The organism is Rhodovulum sp. 12E13 (genome assembly GCF_003340565.1).
GTDB lineage: Bacteria > Pseudomonadota > Alphaproteobacteria > Rhodobacterales > Rhodobacteraceae > HLUCCA09.
The window spans coordinates 76,200-91,387 of sequence record NZ_QPLK01000003.1 but is presented as its reverse complement, the minus strand read 5'-3'; the positions used below and the strand labels follow the sequence as shown (position 1 = coordinate 91,387).

At 70.5% G+C, this 15,188-nt stretch carries 14 protein-coding genes; 12 read left to right on the top strand and 2 right to left on the bottom strand.

The genetic code is table 11. From position 1 onward, the window contains the following. Nucleotides 1-4 precede the first annotated feature (4 nt). The 3 genes from DLJ49_RS03675 (at nucleotide 5) to DLJ49_RS03665 (ending at nucleotide 6,083) form a co-directional block, all read left to right on the top strand. Nucleotides 5-667, top strand: a complete 663-nt coding sequence (locus tag DLJ49_RS03675) for a hypothetical protein (protein WP_115392167.1) — start codon at nucleotides 5-7, stop codon at nucleotides 665-667. A 117-nt stretch (nucleotides 668-784) separates the two neighbouring features. After that, nucleotides 785-2,011, top strand: coding sequence for a lytic murein transglycosylase (locus DLJ49_RS03670; RefSeq protein ID WP_115392166.1), 1,227 nt, complete (start codon nucleotides 785-787; stop codon nucleotides 2,009-2,011). 412 nt (nucleotides 2,012-2,423) lie between these two features. Further along, nucleotides 2,424-6,083, top strand: a complete 3,660-nt coding sequence (locus tag DLJ49_RS03665) for a vitamin B12-dependent ribonucleotide reductase (protein WP_115392165.1) — start codon at nucleotides 2,424-2,426, stop codon at nucleotides 6,081-6,083. Nucleotides 6,084-6,318: 235 nt separating this feature from the next. On the opposite strand, the gene DLJ49_RS03660 is transcribed toward DLJ49_RS03665, so the two are convergent. Further along, on the bottom strand, nucleotides 6,319-6,762 hold the full coding sequence (locus DLJ49_RS03660) for a DUF3995 domain-containing protein (RefSeq protein WP_158547386.1): 444 nt from the start codon (nucleotides 6,760-6,762) through the stop codon (nucleotides 6,319-6,321). 222 nt (nucleotides 6,763-6,984) lie between these two features. On the opposite strand from DLJ49_RS03660, the gene DLJ49_RS03655 reads away from it, so the two are divergent. From DLJ49_RS03655 to DLJ49_RS03630, 6 genes are all read left to right on the top strand, one after another. Continuing rightward, nucleotides 6,985-7,674, top strand: coding sequence for a 50S ribosomal protein L21 (locus DLJ49_RS03655; protein WP_115392163.1), 690 nt, complete (start codon nucleotides 6,985-6,987; stop codon nucleotides 7,672-7,674). Nucleotides 7,675-7,680: 6 nt separating this feature from the next. Beyond that, a complete protein-coding gene (rpmA, locus tag DLJ49_RS03650; RefSeq protein WP_115392162.1) occupies nucleotides 7,681-7,950 on the top strand; it encodes a 50S ribosomal protein L27 in 270 nt (89 codons plus the stop codon). 130 nt (nucleotides 7,951-8,080) lie between these two features. Further along, nucleotides 8,081-8,626, top strand: coding sequence for a GNAT family N-acetyltransferase (locus DLJ49_RS03645; protein WP_115392161.1), 546 nt, complete (start codon nucleotides 8,081-8,083; stop codon nucleotides 8,624-8,626). Nucleotides 8,627-8,701: 75 nt separating this feature from the next. Beyond that, nucleotides 8,702-9,730 (top strand): GTPase ObgE, encoded by a 1,029-nt coding sequence (gene obgE, locus DLJ49_RS03640; RefSeq protein ID WP_115392160.1) that lies wholly within the window; start codon nucleotides 8,702-8,704, stop codon nucleotides 9,728-9,730. Beyond that, nucleotides 9,718-10,854 (top strand): glutamate 5-kinase, encoded by a 1,137-nt coding sequence (proB, locus tag DLJ49_RS03635; RefSeq protein WP_233488698.1) that lies wholly within the window; start codon nucleotides 9,718-9,720, stop codon nucleotides 10,852-10,854. Before obgE ends, proB begins: the two co-directional genes overlap by 13 nt. A gap of 138 nt (nucleotides 10,855-10,992) precedes the next feature. Next, a complete protein-coding gene (locus DLJ49_RS03630; RefSeq protein ID WP_115392159.1) occupies nucleotides 10,993-12,246 on the top strand; it encodes a glutamate-5-semialdehyde dehydrogenase in 1,254 nt (417 codons plus the stop codon). Between the two features lie 90 nt (nucleotides 12,247-12,336). Here the strand turns inward: DLJ49_RS03630 and DLJ49_RS03625 are convergent, their stop codons facing one another. Next, nucleotides 12,337-12,951 carry a histidine phosphotransferase family protein gene (locus tag DLJ49_RS03625; RefSeq protein ID WP_115392158.1) on the bottom strand — a complete coding sequence of 205 codons (615 nt, stop codon included), beginning with the start codon at nucleotides 12,949-12,951 and terminating at the stop codon, nucleotides 12,337-12,339. A gap of 39 nt (nucleotides 12,952-12,990) precedes the next feature. Between DLJ49_RS03625 and DLJ49_RS03620 the strand changes: the two genes are divergently transcribed. The 3 genes from DLJ49_RS03620 (at nucleotide 12,991) to DLJ49_RS03610 (ending at nucleotide 15,180) form a co-directional block, all read left to right on the top strand. Continuing rightward, nucleotides 12,991-13,179, top strand: coding sequence for a DUF3553 domain-containing protein (locus DLJ49_RS03620; RefSeq protein ID WP_233488690.1), 189 nt, complete (start codon nucleotides 12,991-12,993; stop codon nucleotides 13,177-13,179). A gap of 298 nt (nucleotides 13,180-13,477) precedes the next feature. Beyond that, a complete protein-coding gene (locus tag DLJ49_RS03615) occupies nucleotides 13,478-14,281 on the top strand; it encodes an L-ornithine N(alpha)-acyltransferase (RefSeq protein WP_115392336.1) in 804 nt (267 codons plus the stop codon). Nucleotides 14,282-14,283: 2 nt separating this feature from the next. Beyond that, nucleotides 14,284-15,180 (top strand): lyso-ornithine lipid O-acyltransferase, encoded by an 897-nt coding sequence (locus DLJ49_RS03610; protein ID WP_115392157.1) that lies wholly within the window; start codon nucleotides 14,284-14,286, stop codon nucleotides 15,178-15,180. Nucleotides 15,181-15,188 lie beyond the last annotated feature (8 nt).

Here is a 15,188-nt window from a genome sequence, read left to right as displayed (position 1 = left end):
GGTCATGGTGATTTACATGAAGAGTCTTGTCATATCCGCAGCGGCGGCGCTTACCCTGGTTGCGGGGGCGGCCCAGGCTGTGACGGTGAAAGCGACCGAACAGAGCGACAACATGACGATCTCCGCCGGAGGGTTCGTCGATGGCGGTCTCGAAGACCAGGGCATTAACGGCACTTCGATCTCGTTCACGTGGTCGGGGGCTTCCAGTGGCGGGGCGTACGGGGCGATCGAGTTCAGCCTGCCGGGAGCGGCCGAACTCACCTTCGATGCATACACTCCGACCAGCGGGACGAGCGCGTTCGTGCTCTTCAAAGGCGAATTGACCCCAGGGTTTCAACCCGGTGATACGGAGCTGGTAGTGACGTCCGTGGCCAACGGAACGGCGCCGGGCTTTACCGGCGGCATCGCCGGGGCCACGTCCACGTTCGTCGACAATGGAAGTAATCTCAACCCAAATCCCGGCAGTCCAGTGTTCAGCGCCATCGATGGCTCCGAACCGCTTTTCGTGCCAGGCGGGAACTGGGTTCTCGGGTTTTACGAATCGTCGGAGCCCACTAACGGGACGGCAATGTTCACCATTTCTGCAGTGCCTCTTCCCGCCTCCGCGTGGTTCCTCGTCGCCGGTGTCGGGGCGGTCGCCTGGCGGGCCCGGCGCAGGGCCGCCTGACAGATACCCGCGCCGCGTGGGTCCAGTGACGGGCGAGGCTGCCGCGAGGCTTGCCTCGCCTTCTCGTTTCGTGGCCATGTCGGCCCGAAGGACAGGGCAGGGCGGAGGCACCCCGACATGACCATCACCCGGCGCGCGGCGCTCGGCGGACTCGCCGCCGCCACCCTCACCGGTTGCGTCTCGACAGCGCCGACCCGCTCGCGCGCCCCGTCGATGCGGGCGGTGCCGAACGACGGCTGGTCGGCCTGGGTCGAGGGCTACAAGGCGCGGGCGCGGGGGCGGGGCCTGTCGCCCGCGGTGATCGACGCCGCCTTCCGCGAGGCGGGCTACCTGCCCGGCGTGATCGAGCGCGACCGGAACCAGACCGAGTTCACCCGCACCTTCGAGGATTACCTCGCCATCGCCGCCTCCGACGAGCGGATCTCGAAGGGGCGCGCCAATGCTCGCGCGCGGGCGGGCACGTTGTCGCGCATCGAGCAGGCCTACGGGGTGCCCCCCGAGGTGGTCGCCGCCATCTGGGGGCTCGAGAGCTTCTACGGAGAGCGGCGCGGCGACATTCCCGTGGTCTCGGCCACCTCGACGCTGGCCTTTGACGGGCGGCGCGGCCAGTTCTTCGAGAGCCAGCTGACGGCCGCGCTGCGCATCCTGCAATCGGGCGACACCACGCCGGCCCGCATGGTCGGCAGCTGGGCCGGCGCGATGGGGCACACCCAGTTCATCCCCACCTCGTATCTCGCCTACGCGGTCGACTTCACCGGCGACGGCCGCCGCGACATCTGGAGCGACGACCCGACCGACGCGCTCGCCTCGGCCGCGGCCTACCTCGCCGAATCCGGCTGGCGTCGCGGCCAGCCCTGGGGCCTCGAGGTGCGCCTGCCCGCGGGCTTTTCGGGGCCGTTCGGGCGGAGCGCGACGCGCAGCGTGGCCGCGTGGCGCGCGGCCGGCGTGACGCCTGCCCGGGGCGGCACGCTGCCCGAGGGCGGGCCGGCCTCGATCCTCGTGCCGTCAGGGGCTTCGGGGCCGGCCTTCATGGTGTTCCGCAACTTCTCGGTGATCCTGCGCTACAACAATGCCGAGACTTATGCGCTCGGCATCGGCCATCTGTCGGACAGGATCGCGGGCGCCGGGCCGATCACGGCCAGCTTCCCGCCCGACCGCTACGGGCTGACCATCGACGACCGCAAGGCGCTGCAACGCGGCCTCACGCGGGCCGGCTTCGACGCGGGCACCGCCGACGGTGTGCTCGGGCCCCAGACCGAGGGCGCGATCCGCGCCTACCAGCGCGCCAACGGCCTGCCCGAGACGGGCGCCCCCTCGCGCGCCTTGCTCGCCCGACTCGGTTGAACGCTGGCCGGGGCGCAACAGCCGCCCCCCGCGCCTCGGGCTAGAGCGCTGTCCTAGGATCTGCGGAAAACGCCTTGTGCGGTCGGCGTTTTCCCCGCCGGTTTTCCCCCGAGAATCACATCATGTTGTGGATGGTCTGGGGACAAGCTCAAAGATGCTGTGGATTAGCGGAAAAACCTGTTGACCCCTGGCCGTCTCATACGCCAGCTTGTGTCGGGCGGGGCGACCGACACCACATATAGTCACCTCCGCACGAGATAGGGCAGAGACCACGAGGAGCGCCGTCGGCGCGGGCACCGGGCCGCGAGAGTCCGGGCTCTGGGGTGGTGCGTCCGGCCACGAGGCCGGGGGTGCCGCTGCCGAAAGAGCAACGCGGGGCGGCAGGCAGGGCCGCCAGGAGAGGGGCACGACGATGAAGATCGAACGCAGGTTCACCACCGAAGGGGCCGACGCCTACGAAGGGATCGGCTTCACCAGCACGACCTCCGAGATCCGCAACCCCGACGGCACGGTGGTCTTCCGCCTCGAGGGGATCGACGTGCCCCAGGCGTGGAGCCAGGTGGCCAGCGACGTCATCGCGCAGAAGTATTTCCGCAAGGCGGGCGTTCCGGCGCGGCTGAAGAAGGTCAAGGAAAAGGGCGTGCCCGCCTTCCTGTGGCGCTCGGTGGCCGACGACAAGGCGCTCGCGAAACTGCCCGAAGATCAGCGCTATGGCGGCGAAACCTCGTCACGGCAGGTGTTCGACCGTCTGGCCGGCGCCTGGGCCTACTGGGGCTGGAAGGGCGGATACTTCACCACCGAGGCCGACGCCCGCGCCTACTACGACGAGATGCGCCACATGCTGGCCACCCAGCGTGCCGCGCCGAACTCGCCCCAGTGGTTCAACACCGGTCTGCACTGGGCCTACGGGATCGACGGGCCGAGTCAGGGCCACTTTTACGTCGATCACAGGACGGGCGAACTGACCAAGGCGACCAGCGCGTACGAGCATCCGCAGCCACACGCCTGCTTCATCCAGTCGGTGCAGGACGACCTCGTGAACGAGGGCGGCATCATGGATCTCTGGGTGCGCGAGGCGCGCCTGTTCAAGTACGGCTCGGGCACCGGCACCAACTTCTCCTCGCTCAGGGCCGAGGGTGAGGCGCTCTCGGGCGGCGGAAAGTCGAGCGGTCTCATGGGCTTCCTCAAGATCGGCGACCGCGCGGCGGGAGCGATCAAGTCGGGCGGCACCACGCGGCGGGCGGCCAAGATGGTGATCGCGGATGCCGACCACCCCGACATCGAGGCCTTCATCAACTGGAAAGTCGTGGAGGAACAGAAGGTTGCGAGCCTCGTCGCCGGCTCGAAGATGCATGAGCAAAAGCTCAACGCCATCTTCGCCGCGATCCGGTCGTGGGATGGCGACCTCGACGCCGCGACCGACCCCCGGCAGAACGCCGGCCTGAAGGAGGCGGTGCGCGAGGCGAAGAAGGCCGCGATCCCCGAGACCTACGTCAAGCGCGTGCTCGACTACGCCCGGCAGGGCTACACCTCGATCGAGTTCCCCACCTACGATACCGATTGGGACAGCGAGGCCTATGCCTCTGTTTCGGGACAGAATTCAAACAACTCGGTGCGTGTGACCGACGCCTTCCTCCAGGCGGTGCGCGACGATGCCGACTGGGAGCTGATCCGGCGCACCGACGGCAAGGTGGCCAAGACCGTCAAGGCCCGCGACCTGTGGGAGCAGATCGGCCATGCCGCCTGGGCCTGCGCCGATCCGGGCATCCAGTTCCACGACACGGTGAACGCGTGGCACACCTGCCCGGCCGACGGCGAGATCCGCGGCTCCAATCCGTGCTCGGAATACATGTTCCTCGACGACACGGCCTGCAATCTTGCGTCGCTCAACCTGCTGACCTTCCTCAAGGAAGGCGAGTTCCAGGCCGACGACTACGTGCATGCCACGCGGCTCTGGACGCTGACGCTCGAGATCAGCGTGCTGATGGCGCAGTTCCCCTCGAAGGAGATCGCGCAACTCTCGTACGACTACCGCACCCTCGGTCTCGGTTACGCCAATATCGGCGGCCTGCTGATGAATCTCGGCTACGGCTACGATAGTCCCGAGGGCCGCGCCCTGTGCGGCGCGCTGACGGCGATCCTGACGGGGGTCTCCTATGCCACCTCGGCCGAGATCGCAGGCGAGGTGGGCCCGTTCCCCGCCTACGAGCGCAACGAGGCGCACATGCTGCGGGTCATCCGCAACCATCGCCGCGCCGCGCATGGAGAAACGCAGGGATACGAGGGGCTTGCGGTGCCGCCCGTGCCGCTCGACCATGCCAACGTGCCCGACCGCAAGCTGTCGGAACTGGCCCGTGCGGCATGGGACGAGGCGCTGAGCCTCGGCGAGCGCAACGGCTACCGCAACGCCCAGGCGACCGTGATCGCACCCACCGGCACGATCGGTCTCGTGATGGACTGCGACACGACCGGCATCGAGCCCGACTTCGCGCTGGTGAAGTTCAAGAAGCTGGCGGGCGGCGGTTATTTCAAGATCATCAACCGCTCGGTGCCCGCCGCGCTGGAAAAGCTCGGCTACGACGCCGGCCAGATCGAGGAAATCATCGGCTATGCCGTGGGCCGCGGCACCCTCGTCGGCGCGCCGGCCATCGACCATACCGCGCTGATCGGGCACGGCTTTTCCGAGGCCGAGATCCGCAAGATCGAGGCGGCGCTGCCGTCGGCGTTCGACATCCGCTTCGTCTTCAACCAGTGGACGCTCGGCACCGAGTTCTGCACCGAAGTGCTTGGCATCCCGGCCGAAAAGCTGGCCGACCCCGCCTTCGACCTGCTCGGTCACCTTGGCTTCACCAGGGGCCAGATCGAGGCTGCGAACGATTTCGTCTGCGGAACCATGACCCTGGAGGGCGCGCCGCACCTGCGGGCCGAGCACCTCGCCGTGTTCGACTGCGCCAATCCCTGCGGCAAGAAGGGGCGCAGATTCCTCAGCGTCGACAGTCACATCCACATGATGGCGGCGGCGCAGTCGTTTATCTCGGGGGCGATCTCGAAGACGATCAACATGCCCAACGACGCCACGATCGAGGATTGCCAGAAGGCCTACGAACTGTCCTGGTCGCTCGGCGTGAAGGCCAACGCGCTCTACCGCGACGGCTCCAAGCTGAGCCAGCCGCTCGCCGCCGCGCTCGTCGAAGACGACGAGGAGGCCGAGGAAATCCTCGCCACCGGCTCGCAGACCGAAAAGGCGCAGGTGCTCGCGCAGAAGATCGTCGAGAAGGTGGTCGTCAAGGAGGTGCTCAAGGCGCATCGCTCCAAGCTGCCCGAGCGGCGGCGCGGCTACACGCAGAAGGCCATCGTCGGCGGCCACAAGGTGTACCTGCGCACCGGCGAGTACGAAGACGGCACGCTGGGCGAGATCTTCATCGACATGCACAAGGAGGGCGCCGGCTTCCGCGCGATGATGAACAACTTCGCCATCGCGGTCAGCATGGGCCTGCAATACGGGGTTCCGCTCGAGGAATTCGTCGACGCCTTCACCTTCACCCGGTTCGAGCCGGCCGGCATGGTGCAGGGCAACGACTCGATCAAGTCGGCCACCTCGATCCTCGACTACATCTTCCGCGAACTGGCCGTCTCCTACCTCGACCGGACCGACCTCGCCCACGTCAAGCCCGACGGGATGACCTTCGACGAGCTCGGCCGCGGCGAGGAGGAGGGCAAGAGGAACTTCTCGGAAGTGCCCGAGAGCGCGGGGCATTCCCCTTTCGAAGTGCTCAAGAAGGTGGCCTCGGCCGGCTTCACGCGGGGCCGCGTCCCGCAGGAGCTTGTGGTGCTGCAGGGCGGCGGCGGCGCGGTGGCCCTCGCCGGCCCGGCCGACCCCTCGGCCGCCTTCGAGGCGGTGGTCGCCGAGCACAGCGAGACCACGGTGACGGCCTCGGTCGATGCCCGCACCAAGGCCCGCATGCAGGGCTACGAGGGCGATCCCTGCGGCGAGTGCGGCAACTACACGCTGGTGCGCAACGGCACCTGCATGAAGTGCAACACCTGCGGCGCGACCTCGGGGTGTAGTTGAGACAGCAGCCGCAAGCCCCAGAATTTTGATCAAAATTCTGGGCCGCGCGAGATCCGGGGCGGGTGCGCTCGCCCCTGACGTCGGTCGGGCCGCAGGCAGAAAACTCCGAGCGGTATCAACGACGAGCCGGACCGGCGAAACTGGCAGGGGGCCCGCGTGCCCCCTCTTTCTTTGCACGAAGGCCGGGGCGGAGTGGCCGGATTCTCGGGCGAAGATCCGCGCCCCCCGCAGTCGTTCAGGCGAACCAGGCGACGAGCAGCAGGGCGTAGCCGGCCGCCATGGCCAGCGAGAGCGGCGCGAGCAGGCGGCGGTCGGTGCGGGCGAATGCCTCTCCCTGCCGGATGGACCAGGCACCCGCGCCGTGACAGAGAAAGACGACGAGAAAGGCCGTGCCGAAGGCCGGAAAGACGAAGCGCCAGCGGCCGATGTCGGGGGGCGCGGCCAGCGCCCAGGGCAACAGCCCGGCCGCGAGCAGGACCGCCGCCAGCAGGCGCAGCATGAACGGGCTGGGCATGGCCGTGCGCCCCTGCGGGGGCGCCTCGGTGCGCGTCGCCTGCACGGCGATGCCTTCGCGCCGGCCCCCGGGCAGGGCGCGGCCCGCCGACCAGAGCGCGAGCGCGCCCGCACCGATGAGGCAGGGCGTCGAGACGAGGGCGGCGAGGGCGAGGGTCCAGTCCATGTGCGGCGAACGTGGGCAGGGGCGGCGCTGTTCCTGCCTCGAGGCGCCGACGCCGCCTTGACAGGGGGGCGCTTTGGTCGCATACGGCGCGCTCCCGCATGTGGCGGGGGAAACATCCATGACGCCCCCGGCCGGGGCGCGCTGTCCGAGGCGCGGGGAATGCCCCGCACGAACGCCCCGATACGGGGGGCCGAGGGACGCGGCAGAAGAAGGACAAGGCCCATGTTCGCGGTCATGAAGACCGGTGGCAAGCAGTATCGCGTCCAGCCGGGCGACGTGCTGCGCGTCGAGAAGCTGGCGGCCGATGCCGGCGAGACGATCCAGTTCAACGAAGTCCTGATGGTCGGCGCGACCGTTGGCACGCCCCTTGTCGAGGGCGCGGGCGTCCAGGCCGAGGTGATCGACCAGATCAAGGGCGAGAAGCTGATCCACTACGTGCGCCGCCGCCGCAAGCACTCGTCGGCGCGCAAGAAGGGGCACCGCCAGCAGCTGACGCTCCTGCGGATCACCGAGATCCTCGAATCGGGCGCCGGCAGCACCGGCGTGAAGGCCGCCATCGGCGCGGGCTCCGTCCCGCGCGACGCCGCCGCCCCGGCGCCGAAGGCTGCCGCCAAGGCACCGAAGGCCGAGTCCGCTGCCGCACCGTCCGCAGACTCGGGCGCCGCCGCCGGCTCGAAGCCCGGCAACCTGCTCGGCGAGCCGCGCGACGGCACGGCCGACAACCTGAAGAAGATCGGCGGGCTCGGCCCCAAGGCGGCCGAGGCCCTCAATGCGGCCGGCGTCTTCCATTTCGATCAGCTCGCCTCTTGGTCTGAGGCCGAGATCGCGTATATGGAGGCCGAGACCGGTCTTAAGGGCAAGATCGCCGCCTGGGCCGACGAGGCCCGGGGCCTCGAGGGCGAAAAGGAGTAAGAACCGATGGCACACAAGAAAGCAGGCGGCTCCTCGCGCAACGGCCGCGATTCCGCGGGCCGGCGCCTCGGCGTCAAGAAATACGGCGGCGAAGACGTGATCGCCGGCAACATCATCGTGCGCCAGCGCGGCAACAAGTGGTGGCCGGGCGAGGGCGTGGGCCAGGGCAAGGACCATACGCTGTTCGCGCTGCGCGACGGCAACGTGACGTTCCGCAAGGGGCTCAAGGGCCGCACCTTCATTTCCGTCACCCCGGTAGCGGAGGCTGCCGAGTAAGGGCCGACCCGACAGGTCAACACAATGACAAGGGGGATCGGCGATACCGCCGATCCCCCTTCGCTTTTCCGGCCGCCGTCGCGGTTCATGGCTTCCTCTCGGGAAGCGCGCGCCTCGAAAGGAGGACGCCATGCAGATCGACCACGTCACCGGCCAGCCGGTCATCCCCGCCGAGCGGCTGACGCTGCGGCCCCTGCAGCGCTCCGACGCGGGCCTGCTGGAGCTCTATTCCGGCGACGAGCGGGTGGCGCGCTCGACCACCTCGATCCCGCACCCGCTGCCCCCCGGCGCCGCCGAGGCCTGTATCGACCGCGCCCTGAGCCCGAAACGGCGCGAGGATGTCTGGGCGATGGACGGCACGCGCACCGGCCTCGGCGAGCTGGTCGGCGTGATCGCGCTCGAGCGGATGGAGGGCGCCGAGGCGCAGTCCGAGATCGGCTACTGGGTGGCGCCGGCGTTGTGGAATACCGGCCTTGCCTCCGAAGCGGTGGGCGCGCTGCTCGCCGCCAATCCGCACGGGGCGGCCACGATCTTCGCCTCGGTGTTCCAGGACAACCCGGTCTCGGCGCGGGTGCTGACCAATGCGGGCTTCGAATACCTCGGCGATGCCGAGGCATGGTCGGTGGCCCGGGGGGCGCCCGTCGCCACCTGGACATATCTCAAGCGCCTCGAGTGAACGCGCCGCGCCCGTCTCGCGTCTTGATTCGGGCCGTCCGCGCGCCTATCCCCGCGGCGGCCCGGAGGACATGACATGAAATTCCTCGATCTCGCGCGCGTGCATATCCGGTCCGGCTCCGGCGGGAACGGCGCCGTGTCGTTCCGCCGCGAGAAGTTCGTCGAGTTCGGCGGCCCCGACGGCGGCGACGGCGGCAAGGGCGGCGATGTGGTGGCCGAGGCGGTCGAGGGGCTGAACACCCTGATCGACTTCCGCTACCAGCAGCATTTCTTCGCCAGGAACGGCCAGGGCGGCATGGGCAAGGGCCGCACCGGCGCCTCCGGCGACGACATCGTGCTCAAGGTGCCCGTCGGCACCGAGATTCTCGAGGATGACCAGGAGACGGTGGTGGCGGATCTCACGCAGGCGGGCCAGCGCGTGGTGCTTGCGCAGGGCGGCAATGGCGGCTGGGGCAACCTGCGCTTCAAGACCTCGACCAACCAGGCGCCCCGCCGCGCCAACCCCGGCCAGCCGGGCGTGGAGCGCACGCTCTGGCTGCGGCTCAAGCTGATCGCAGATGCGGGCCTGCTGGGCCTGCCCAATGCGGGCAAGTCGACCTTTCTCGCCGCGACGTCCAACGCGCGGCCCAAGATCGCCGACTATCCCTTCACCACGCTGCACCCGGGGCTCGGTATCGTCGGCATCGACGGGGCCGAGTTCGTGGTGGCCGACATCCCCGGCCTGATCGAGGGCGCGCACGAGGGCAGGGGGCTGGGCGACCGCTTTCTCGGCCATGTCGAGCGCTGCGCGGTCCTGCTCCATCTCGTCGACGGCACGTCGGACGACCCGGCGCGAGACTGGCGCACGATCGTCCGCGAGCTCGTGGAATATGGCGGCGCTCTGGCCGACAAGCCGCGGGTGACCGTGCTCAACAAGGTCGACGCGCTGGAGCCGGAGGCGCGCGCCGAGGCCCGCGAGGCCCTCGCGGCGGCGTGCGGCGGCCCAGTGCTCGAGATGTCCGGCGTCTCGGGCGAGGGCGTGCCCGCGGTGCTCCGTGCGCTGCGCGCGCGGATCGAGGCCGCCCGCGCCCCCCAAGAGACGGAGCCAGAGCCGTGGCGGCCGTGAGCGGCACCGGGGCCGTCACACGCCCCGACCTGCGTGCGGCGCGGCGACTTGTCGTCAAGATCGGCTCTGCCCTGCTGGTCGACCGCGAGACCGGCGCCCTGCGGGAAGACTGGCTCGCCGCCCTGGCGCGCGATCTCGCCTGTGCGCGTGCCCGCGGCGCCGACGTGATCGTCGTCTCGTCGGGCTCCATCGCGCTCGGGCGCGGCGTGCTGGGCCTCGCCCCCGGCCCGCTCGCCCTCGAGCAGAGCCAGGCCGCGGCCGCGGTCGGCCAGATCCGCCTCGCCCGCGCCTACGAGGCCGCGCTCGCCCCCCACGGGATCACGACCGCGCAGGTGCTGGTCACGCTCGAGGATTCAACCGACCGCCGCCGTTACCTCAACACCCGCGCGACGCTGACGGCGCTGCTCGGCCACGGCGCGATCCCGATCGTCAACGAGAACGACACGATCGCCACCGACGAGATCCGCTTCGGCGACAACGATCGCCTCGCCGCCCAGATCGCCGTCACGGTCGGCGCCGACCAGCTCGTGCTCCTGTCCGACATCGACGGCCTCTACACGGCCCCGCCCGGCACCGACCCGGCCGCCCGCCGTCTCGACACGGTGACCGAAGTCACCCCCGAGATCGAGGCGATGGCGGGCGATGCGGGCTCGGGGCTGTCGCGCGGCGGGATGAAGACAAAGGTCTGGGCCGCCAAGACCGCCACCGCCGCCGGCTGCGCCATGGCGGTCACGCAGGGCACCCGGGCCCGTCCGCTGACGGCGCTCGCCGAGGGCGCGGCGGCCACGTGGTTCCTGCCGCAGACGACGCCCCAACTGGCTCGCCGCCGCTGGATCGCCAGCATGAAGCCCCGCGGCACGGTCACCGTCGATGCCGGCGCGGCTGCCGCGCTCGCCCGCGGCTCGTCGCTCCTGCCGGCAGGCGTCGCCTGCGTCACGGGCCGCTTCGGCCGGGGCGAGCCGGTGGCGATCGAGGGGCCGGGGGGCAGGCTGGGCCAGGGCCTCTCCCGCTACACCGCCGACGAGGCGCGCGCCATCGCCGGCCACCGCTCGGGCGAGATCGAGGCGATCCTCGGCTATCCCGGCCGCGCCGCCCTCGTCCACCGAGACGACATGGCGCTCTAGGCTGCCTGCCACCGCGCGGCGCCTCCCATCATCTTGGCCGAAATACTCCGGGGTCCGGGGCAGCGCCCCGGATGCCTCCGCTCTTCTGTCTCGGGCCGGCGCCTGCTATCACCTCGCCCGACGAGGGAGAGCGCCGCCATGAAGGACCACGCCGACAACATTCCCGCGCTGATGGCCGAGATCGGGGGGCGCGCCCGCGCCGCCGCCGCCGAGCTCGCCACCGCGAGCGCCGAGCGCAAGCACGCCGCGCTGATCGGCGCGGCCGAGGCGCTGTGGCACCGTCGCGGCGAGGTCGTCGACGCCAACGCCCGCGACATGGCGTGGGCCGAGGGGAAGGGCCTCTCTCCCGCCATGCTCGACCGTCTGCGGCTGGACGACGAGCGCATCCGCGGCATCGTCGACGCCCTGCGCGCCATCGCCGGGCAGCGCGACCCGGTGGGCGACGTGATCGCCGAATGGGATGTGCCCTCGGGCCTGCACATCCGCCGTGTCCGCACGCCGCTCGGCGTGATCGGCGTGATCTACGAGAGCCGGCCCAACGTGACCGCCGATGCCGGGGCGCTGTGCCTGAAGTCGGGCAACGCGGTGATCCTGCGTGGCGGCTCTGAGAGCTTCCATTCCTCCGCGGCGATCCATGCCTGCCTCGTCGAGGGGCTGCGCGCCGCCGCGCTTCCCGAGGCCGCGATCCAGCGCGTGCCCACGCGCGACCGCGCCGCAGTGTCGGAAATGCTGACCATGGTCGACACGATCGACGTGATCGTGCCGCGGGGCGGCAAGGGGCTGGTGGGCCTTGTGCAGCGGGAGGCACGCGTGCCCGTCTTCGCCCATCTCGAGGGGATCTGCCACGTCTACGTCGATGCGGCCGCCGATCCGGAAAGGGCGCGCGCCGTGGCGCTCAATGCCAAGACCCGGCGCACCGGCATCTGCGGCGCGGCCGAGTGCCTGCTGGTGCACCGCGACGCCGCCGGCCTCGGCCAGGCGATCGTCGACGACCTGATGGCGGCGGGCGTGGAGGTCTTTGCCGAGGGGCTGACCGGCACGCGCCCCGCCACGCCCGACGATTGGGGGACGGAGTTCCTCGACATGAAGATCGCCGCGAAAGTTGTTGATTCGATTGACGATGCCATGGCCCATATCCACCGTTACGGGTCGGGCCACACCGAGGCGATCCTGACCGAAGACGATGCCGCGGCGGCGCACTTCTTCGCCGGTCTCGACTCTGCGATCCTGATGCACAACGCCTCGACGCAATTCGCCGACGGGGGCGAATTCGGCATGGGGGCCGAGATCGGCATCGCCACGGGCAAGCTGCACGCGCGCGGCCCCGTGGGCGCCGAACAGCTGACCTCGTTCAAGTATCTGGTGACCGGGACGGGGACGACCCGCCCCTGAGCCTTTCACGGCCCGCGGCCCGGGCCGGGGAGCGGCGGCCGGGCCGCGGGGCGGCGCGCGGAGGGAAGGCGCACGCCGAAAGGAGGCAGCTCAGGCGGCGAGGGTTACCGCGCGCTCGTCGATCTCGATCGACAGACCCGTGCCCAGCTGCCGCACCGTCTGCGGCACAAGGCCGAAATGCACCTGGCTCGGCCGCAGCGAGGCGGGCACGGCCCCGCTCGACAGCGCTTCCCACAGCATCGGCTCCAGTCTCAGCTTCTCGGCCTCGCCGCGCAGGCGCCAGCCCGCCGCCCCCCGGCTGATATGCACCTGACCGCCATAGGGCATCGCGCTTTCGAGGCATTGCAGCAGCAGGAAGGCGAGCTTGACCTCGAGGCGCTGGCAGGAGGCATCGACCGCCCAGTGCACCTTGAGGCGACCGCCCTTGTAGAGCTCGGTCAGGATGCCGAGAACCTCGGCGCGGCCCACCTCCTGGTCGTCGCCGGCCTGACCGAAGGCAATGCGGAAAAAGCGCAGCCGTGCCTGAGCGTTGTCGACACTTTCTCGCACGAGGTCGAGCTCGGCCGACACTGTGCCGTCGCCGGTCATTCCGAGCAGTTCCACGCCGTTGCCGATGGCGCCGACGGGGCTGACGAGATCGTGGCAGATGCGCGAGCCGATCAGCGCCGTCAGATCGACCTCCTCGATTGGAAACTCGGCGTTCATGCCCCATCTCCCGTGCATGTGGCCGGGCCGGAGCACCCCATGACCGACGCGATGGATCTCAACGCCTTTCTCGAGCCGGGCGCGCTGGTGCGCCACCCCGAGGCCGAGGAGTGGGGGCTGGGACAGGTCCAGTCGCGCATCGGGTACCGCATCACGGTGAACTTCGAGAACGAGGGCAAGGTGGTGGTGGACGGGCGTCGCATCGCTCTCCTTCCTGTGCAGGAGTGACCGGGCGGCCGCGCAGCCCGCGGTCATGTCTTGCAGCGTTCGTGCTCCAGTTTCCGCTTTCAACCTTAACGAGAGTTTGCGCCGCGAGACAATTCGCGCTTTTTGGGGAAGTGACAGGTGCCCGCGCGCCCTATCGTCGCGTGCGCCGAAGGCCGTCGCCTCGGTGGACAGGGGGGGCCGCAGCGCCTATGCGGGGCCGGGCCGCGACGCGGGGGTGGCCCCGCCCGGCCGCAGGCCGCGCCGAGCCCCCGGCCCGCGACACGAGAGGAGACGCGCCACGCCGATGCCCGCCCCGCCGATGCATGCCCGCAGCGGGCCGTCGCCCGCTCCGCGACCCGGCCCCGAGCTCGAGGTCCGGCGGGCCGTGCGCGAGGCTGACCTGCTCGGCGCGCAGCGCCTGCGCTACGAGGTCTTCGTGGCCGAGCTCGGCGGCGACGGCCCGCTCGTGGATCACGCGCACCGCTTCGAACGCGATCTCTACGACCCGCATTACGACCATCTCGTGCTCGTCGATCCCGCGCGCGACGAGGCGCGGCTCGATCACGTGGTGGGCGCCTACCGGCTGATGCCGGGCGCGCGGGCCGCGGCTGCCGGCGGCTTCTACTGCGCTGACGAATACGATCTTTCCCCGCTCGAGGCGACGGGCCGACGGCTGCTCGAGCTGGGCCGCTCCTGCATTCACCCCGCATACCGCGGCGGGCTGGGCCTGCTCCATCTCTGGCGCGGCCTCGCCGCCTACGTGTCCGAGGAAGGTGCCGAAATCCTGTTCGGGGTGGCGAGCTTCCATGGCACCGATGTCGACGCGCTCGCGCATCCGCTCGCCTTCCTCCACCACAAGCACCTTGCGCCCGAGCCCCTGCGCGTCACGGCCCGCCCGCCCGAGGCCGTCACGATGGACCTGATGCCCTACGATCAGGTTGACCGGCGCGCCGCGGCGCGGGCGATCCCCGCGCTCATCAAGTCGTATCTGCGCCTCGGCGGATATGTGGGGCAGGGCGCCTGGGTCGACCGGCCCTTCAACACCACCGATATCTGCCTCGTGATGGACGTGAGCCGCATCGACGAGCGCACCCGCGCCCTCTACGACGGCACGGCCGGATGAGCATGTCCGACGAGAGGGCCGAGGCCCTGTCCCGGCCCGACGCCGGCGGCTTCCGCGGCCCGACCTGGATCGGGACGGACCCGCTACCCGCGCCGCGCCGGCTGGGTCCGCTCGACTGGACGCGGGTGGCGGTGCGGGCGCTCGCTCTCCTTGTCGTTCTCTTCGGCGGCATGGCCGTGCTGCTGGCCATACGCCTCGTGGAGGCGCCGCTCGCGGGCCTGCGCCGCCCGGTCACCGCCCATATCCCGCAGATCGCCTTCGTCGCCTCCTGCCGCATCGTCGGCTTGCGCCGCACGGTGCGCGGCCGGCCGATCGATGGCATCGGCGCTGCGGTCGCCAACCATGCGAGCTGGCTCGACATCTTCGCGCTCGGCGCCTCCGACCGGGTGATCTTCGTGGCCAAGGCCGAGGTGGCGCGCTGGCCCGGCATCGGCTGGCTCGCACGCGGGGCGGGCACGCTGTTCTTCCGCCGCGACCGGGCCGAGGCCGCGCAACAGGCGGCCGAACTGGTGGAGCGCATCGCCCTGGGGCAGCGGCCGTTGTTCTTTCCCGAGGGCACGTCGAGCGACGGCAAGCGCGTGCTGCGCTTCAAGCCGACCCTGTTTGCCGCGCTCCTGGACCCGCGCGTGAAGAATGCTGCGCAGGTGCAACCCATCACGGTGGAATACGAGGCCCCGCCGGGCCTCGACCGACGTGTCTACGCCTGGTGGGGCGACATGGATTTCGCGCCGCATTTCCTGCAGGTGCTGGCGCTGCCTCGGCAGGGCCGCGTGACCGTCACCTACCATCCGCCGCACCGCGTCTCGGGCATGGCCGACCGCAAGGCCCTTGCCGCGGCCTGCGAGGCGGACGTGCGCGCGGGGCTACGGCGCGCGGGGCTCGGCCGCGAGACCGGCTAGGCGGCCGC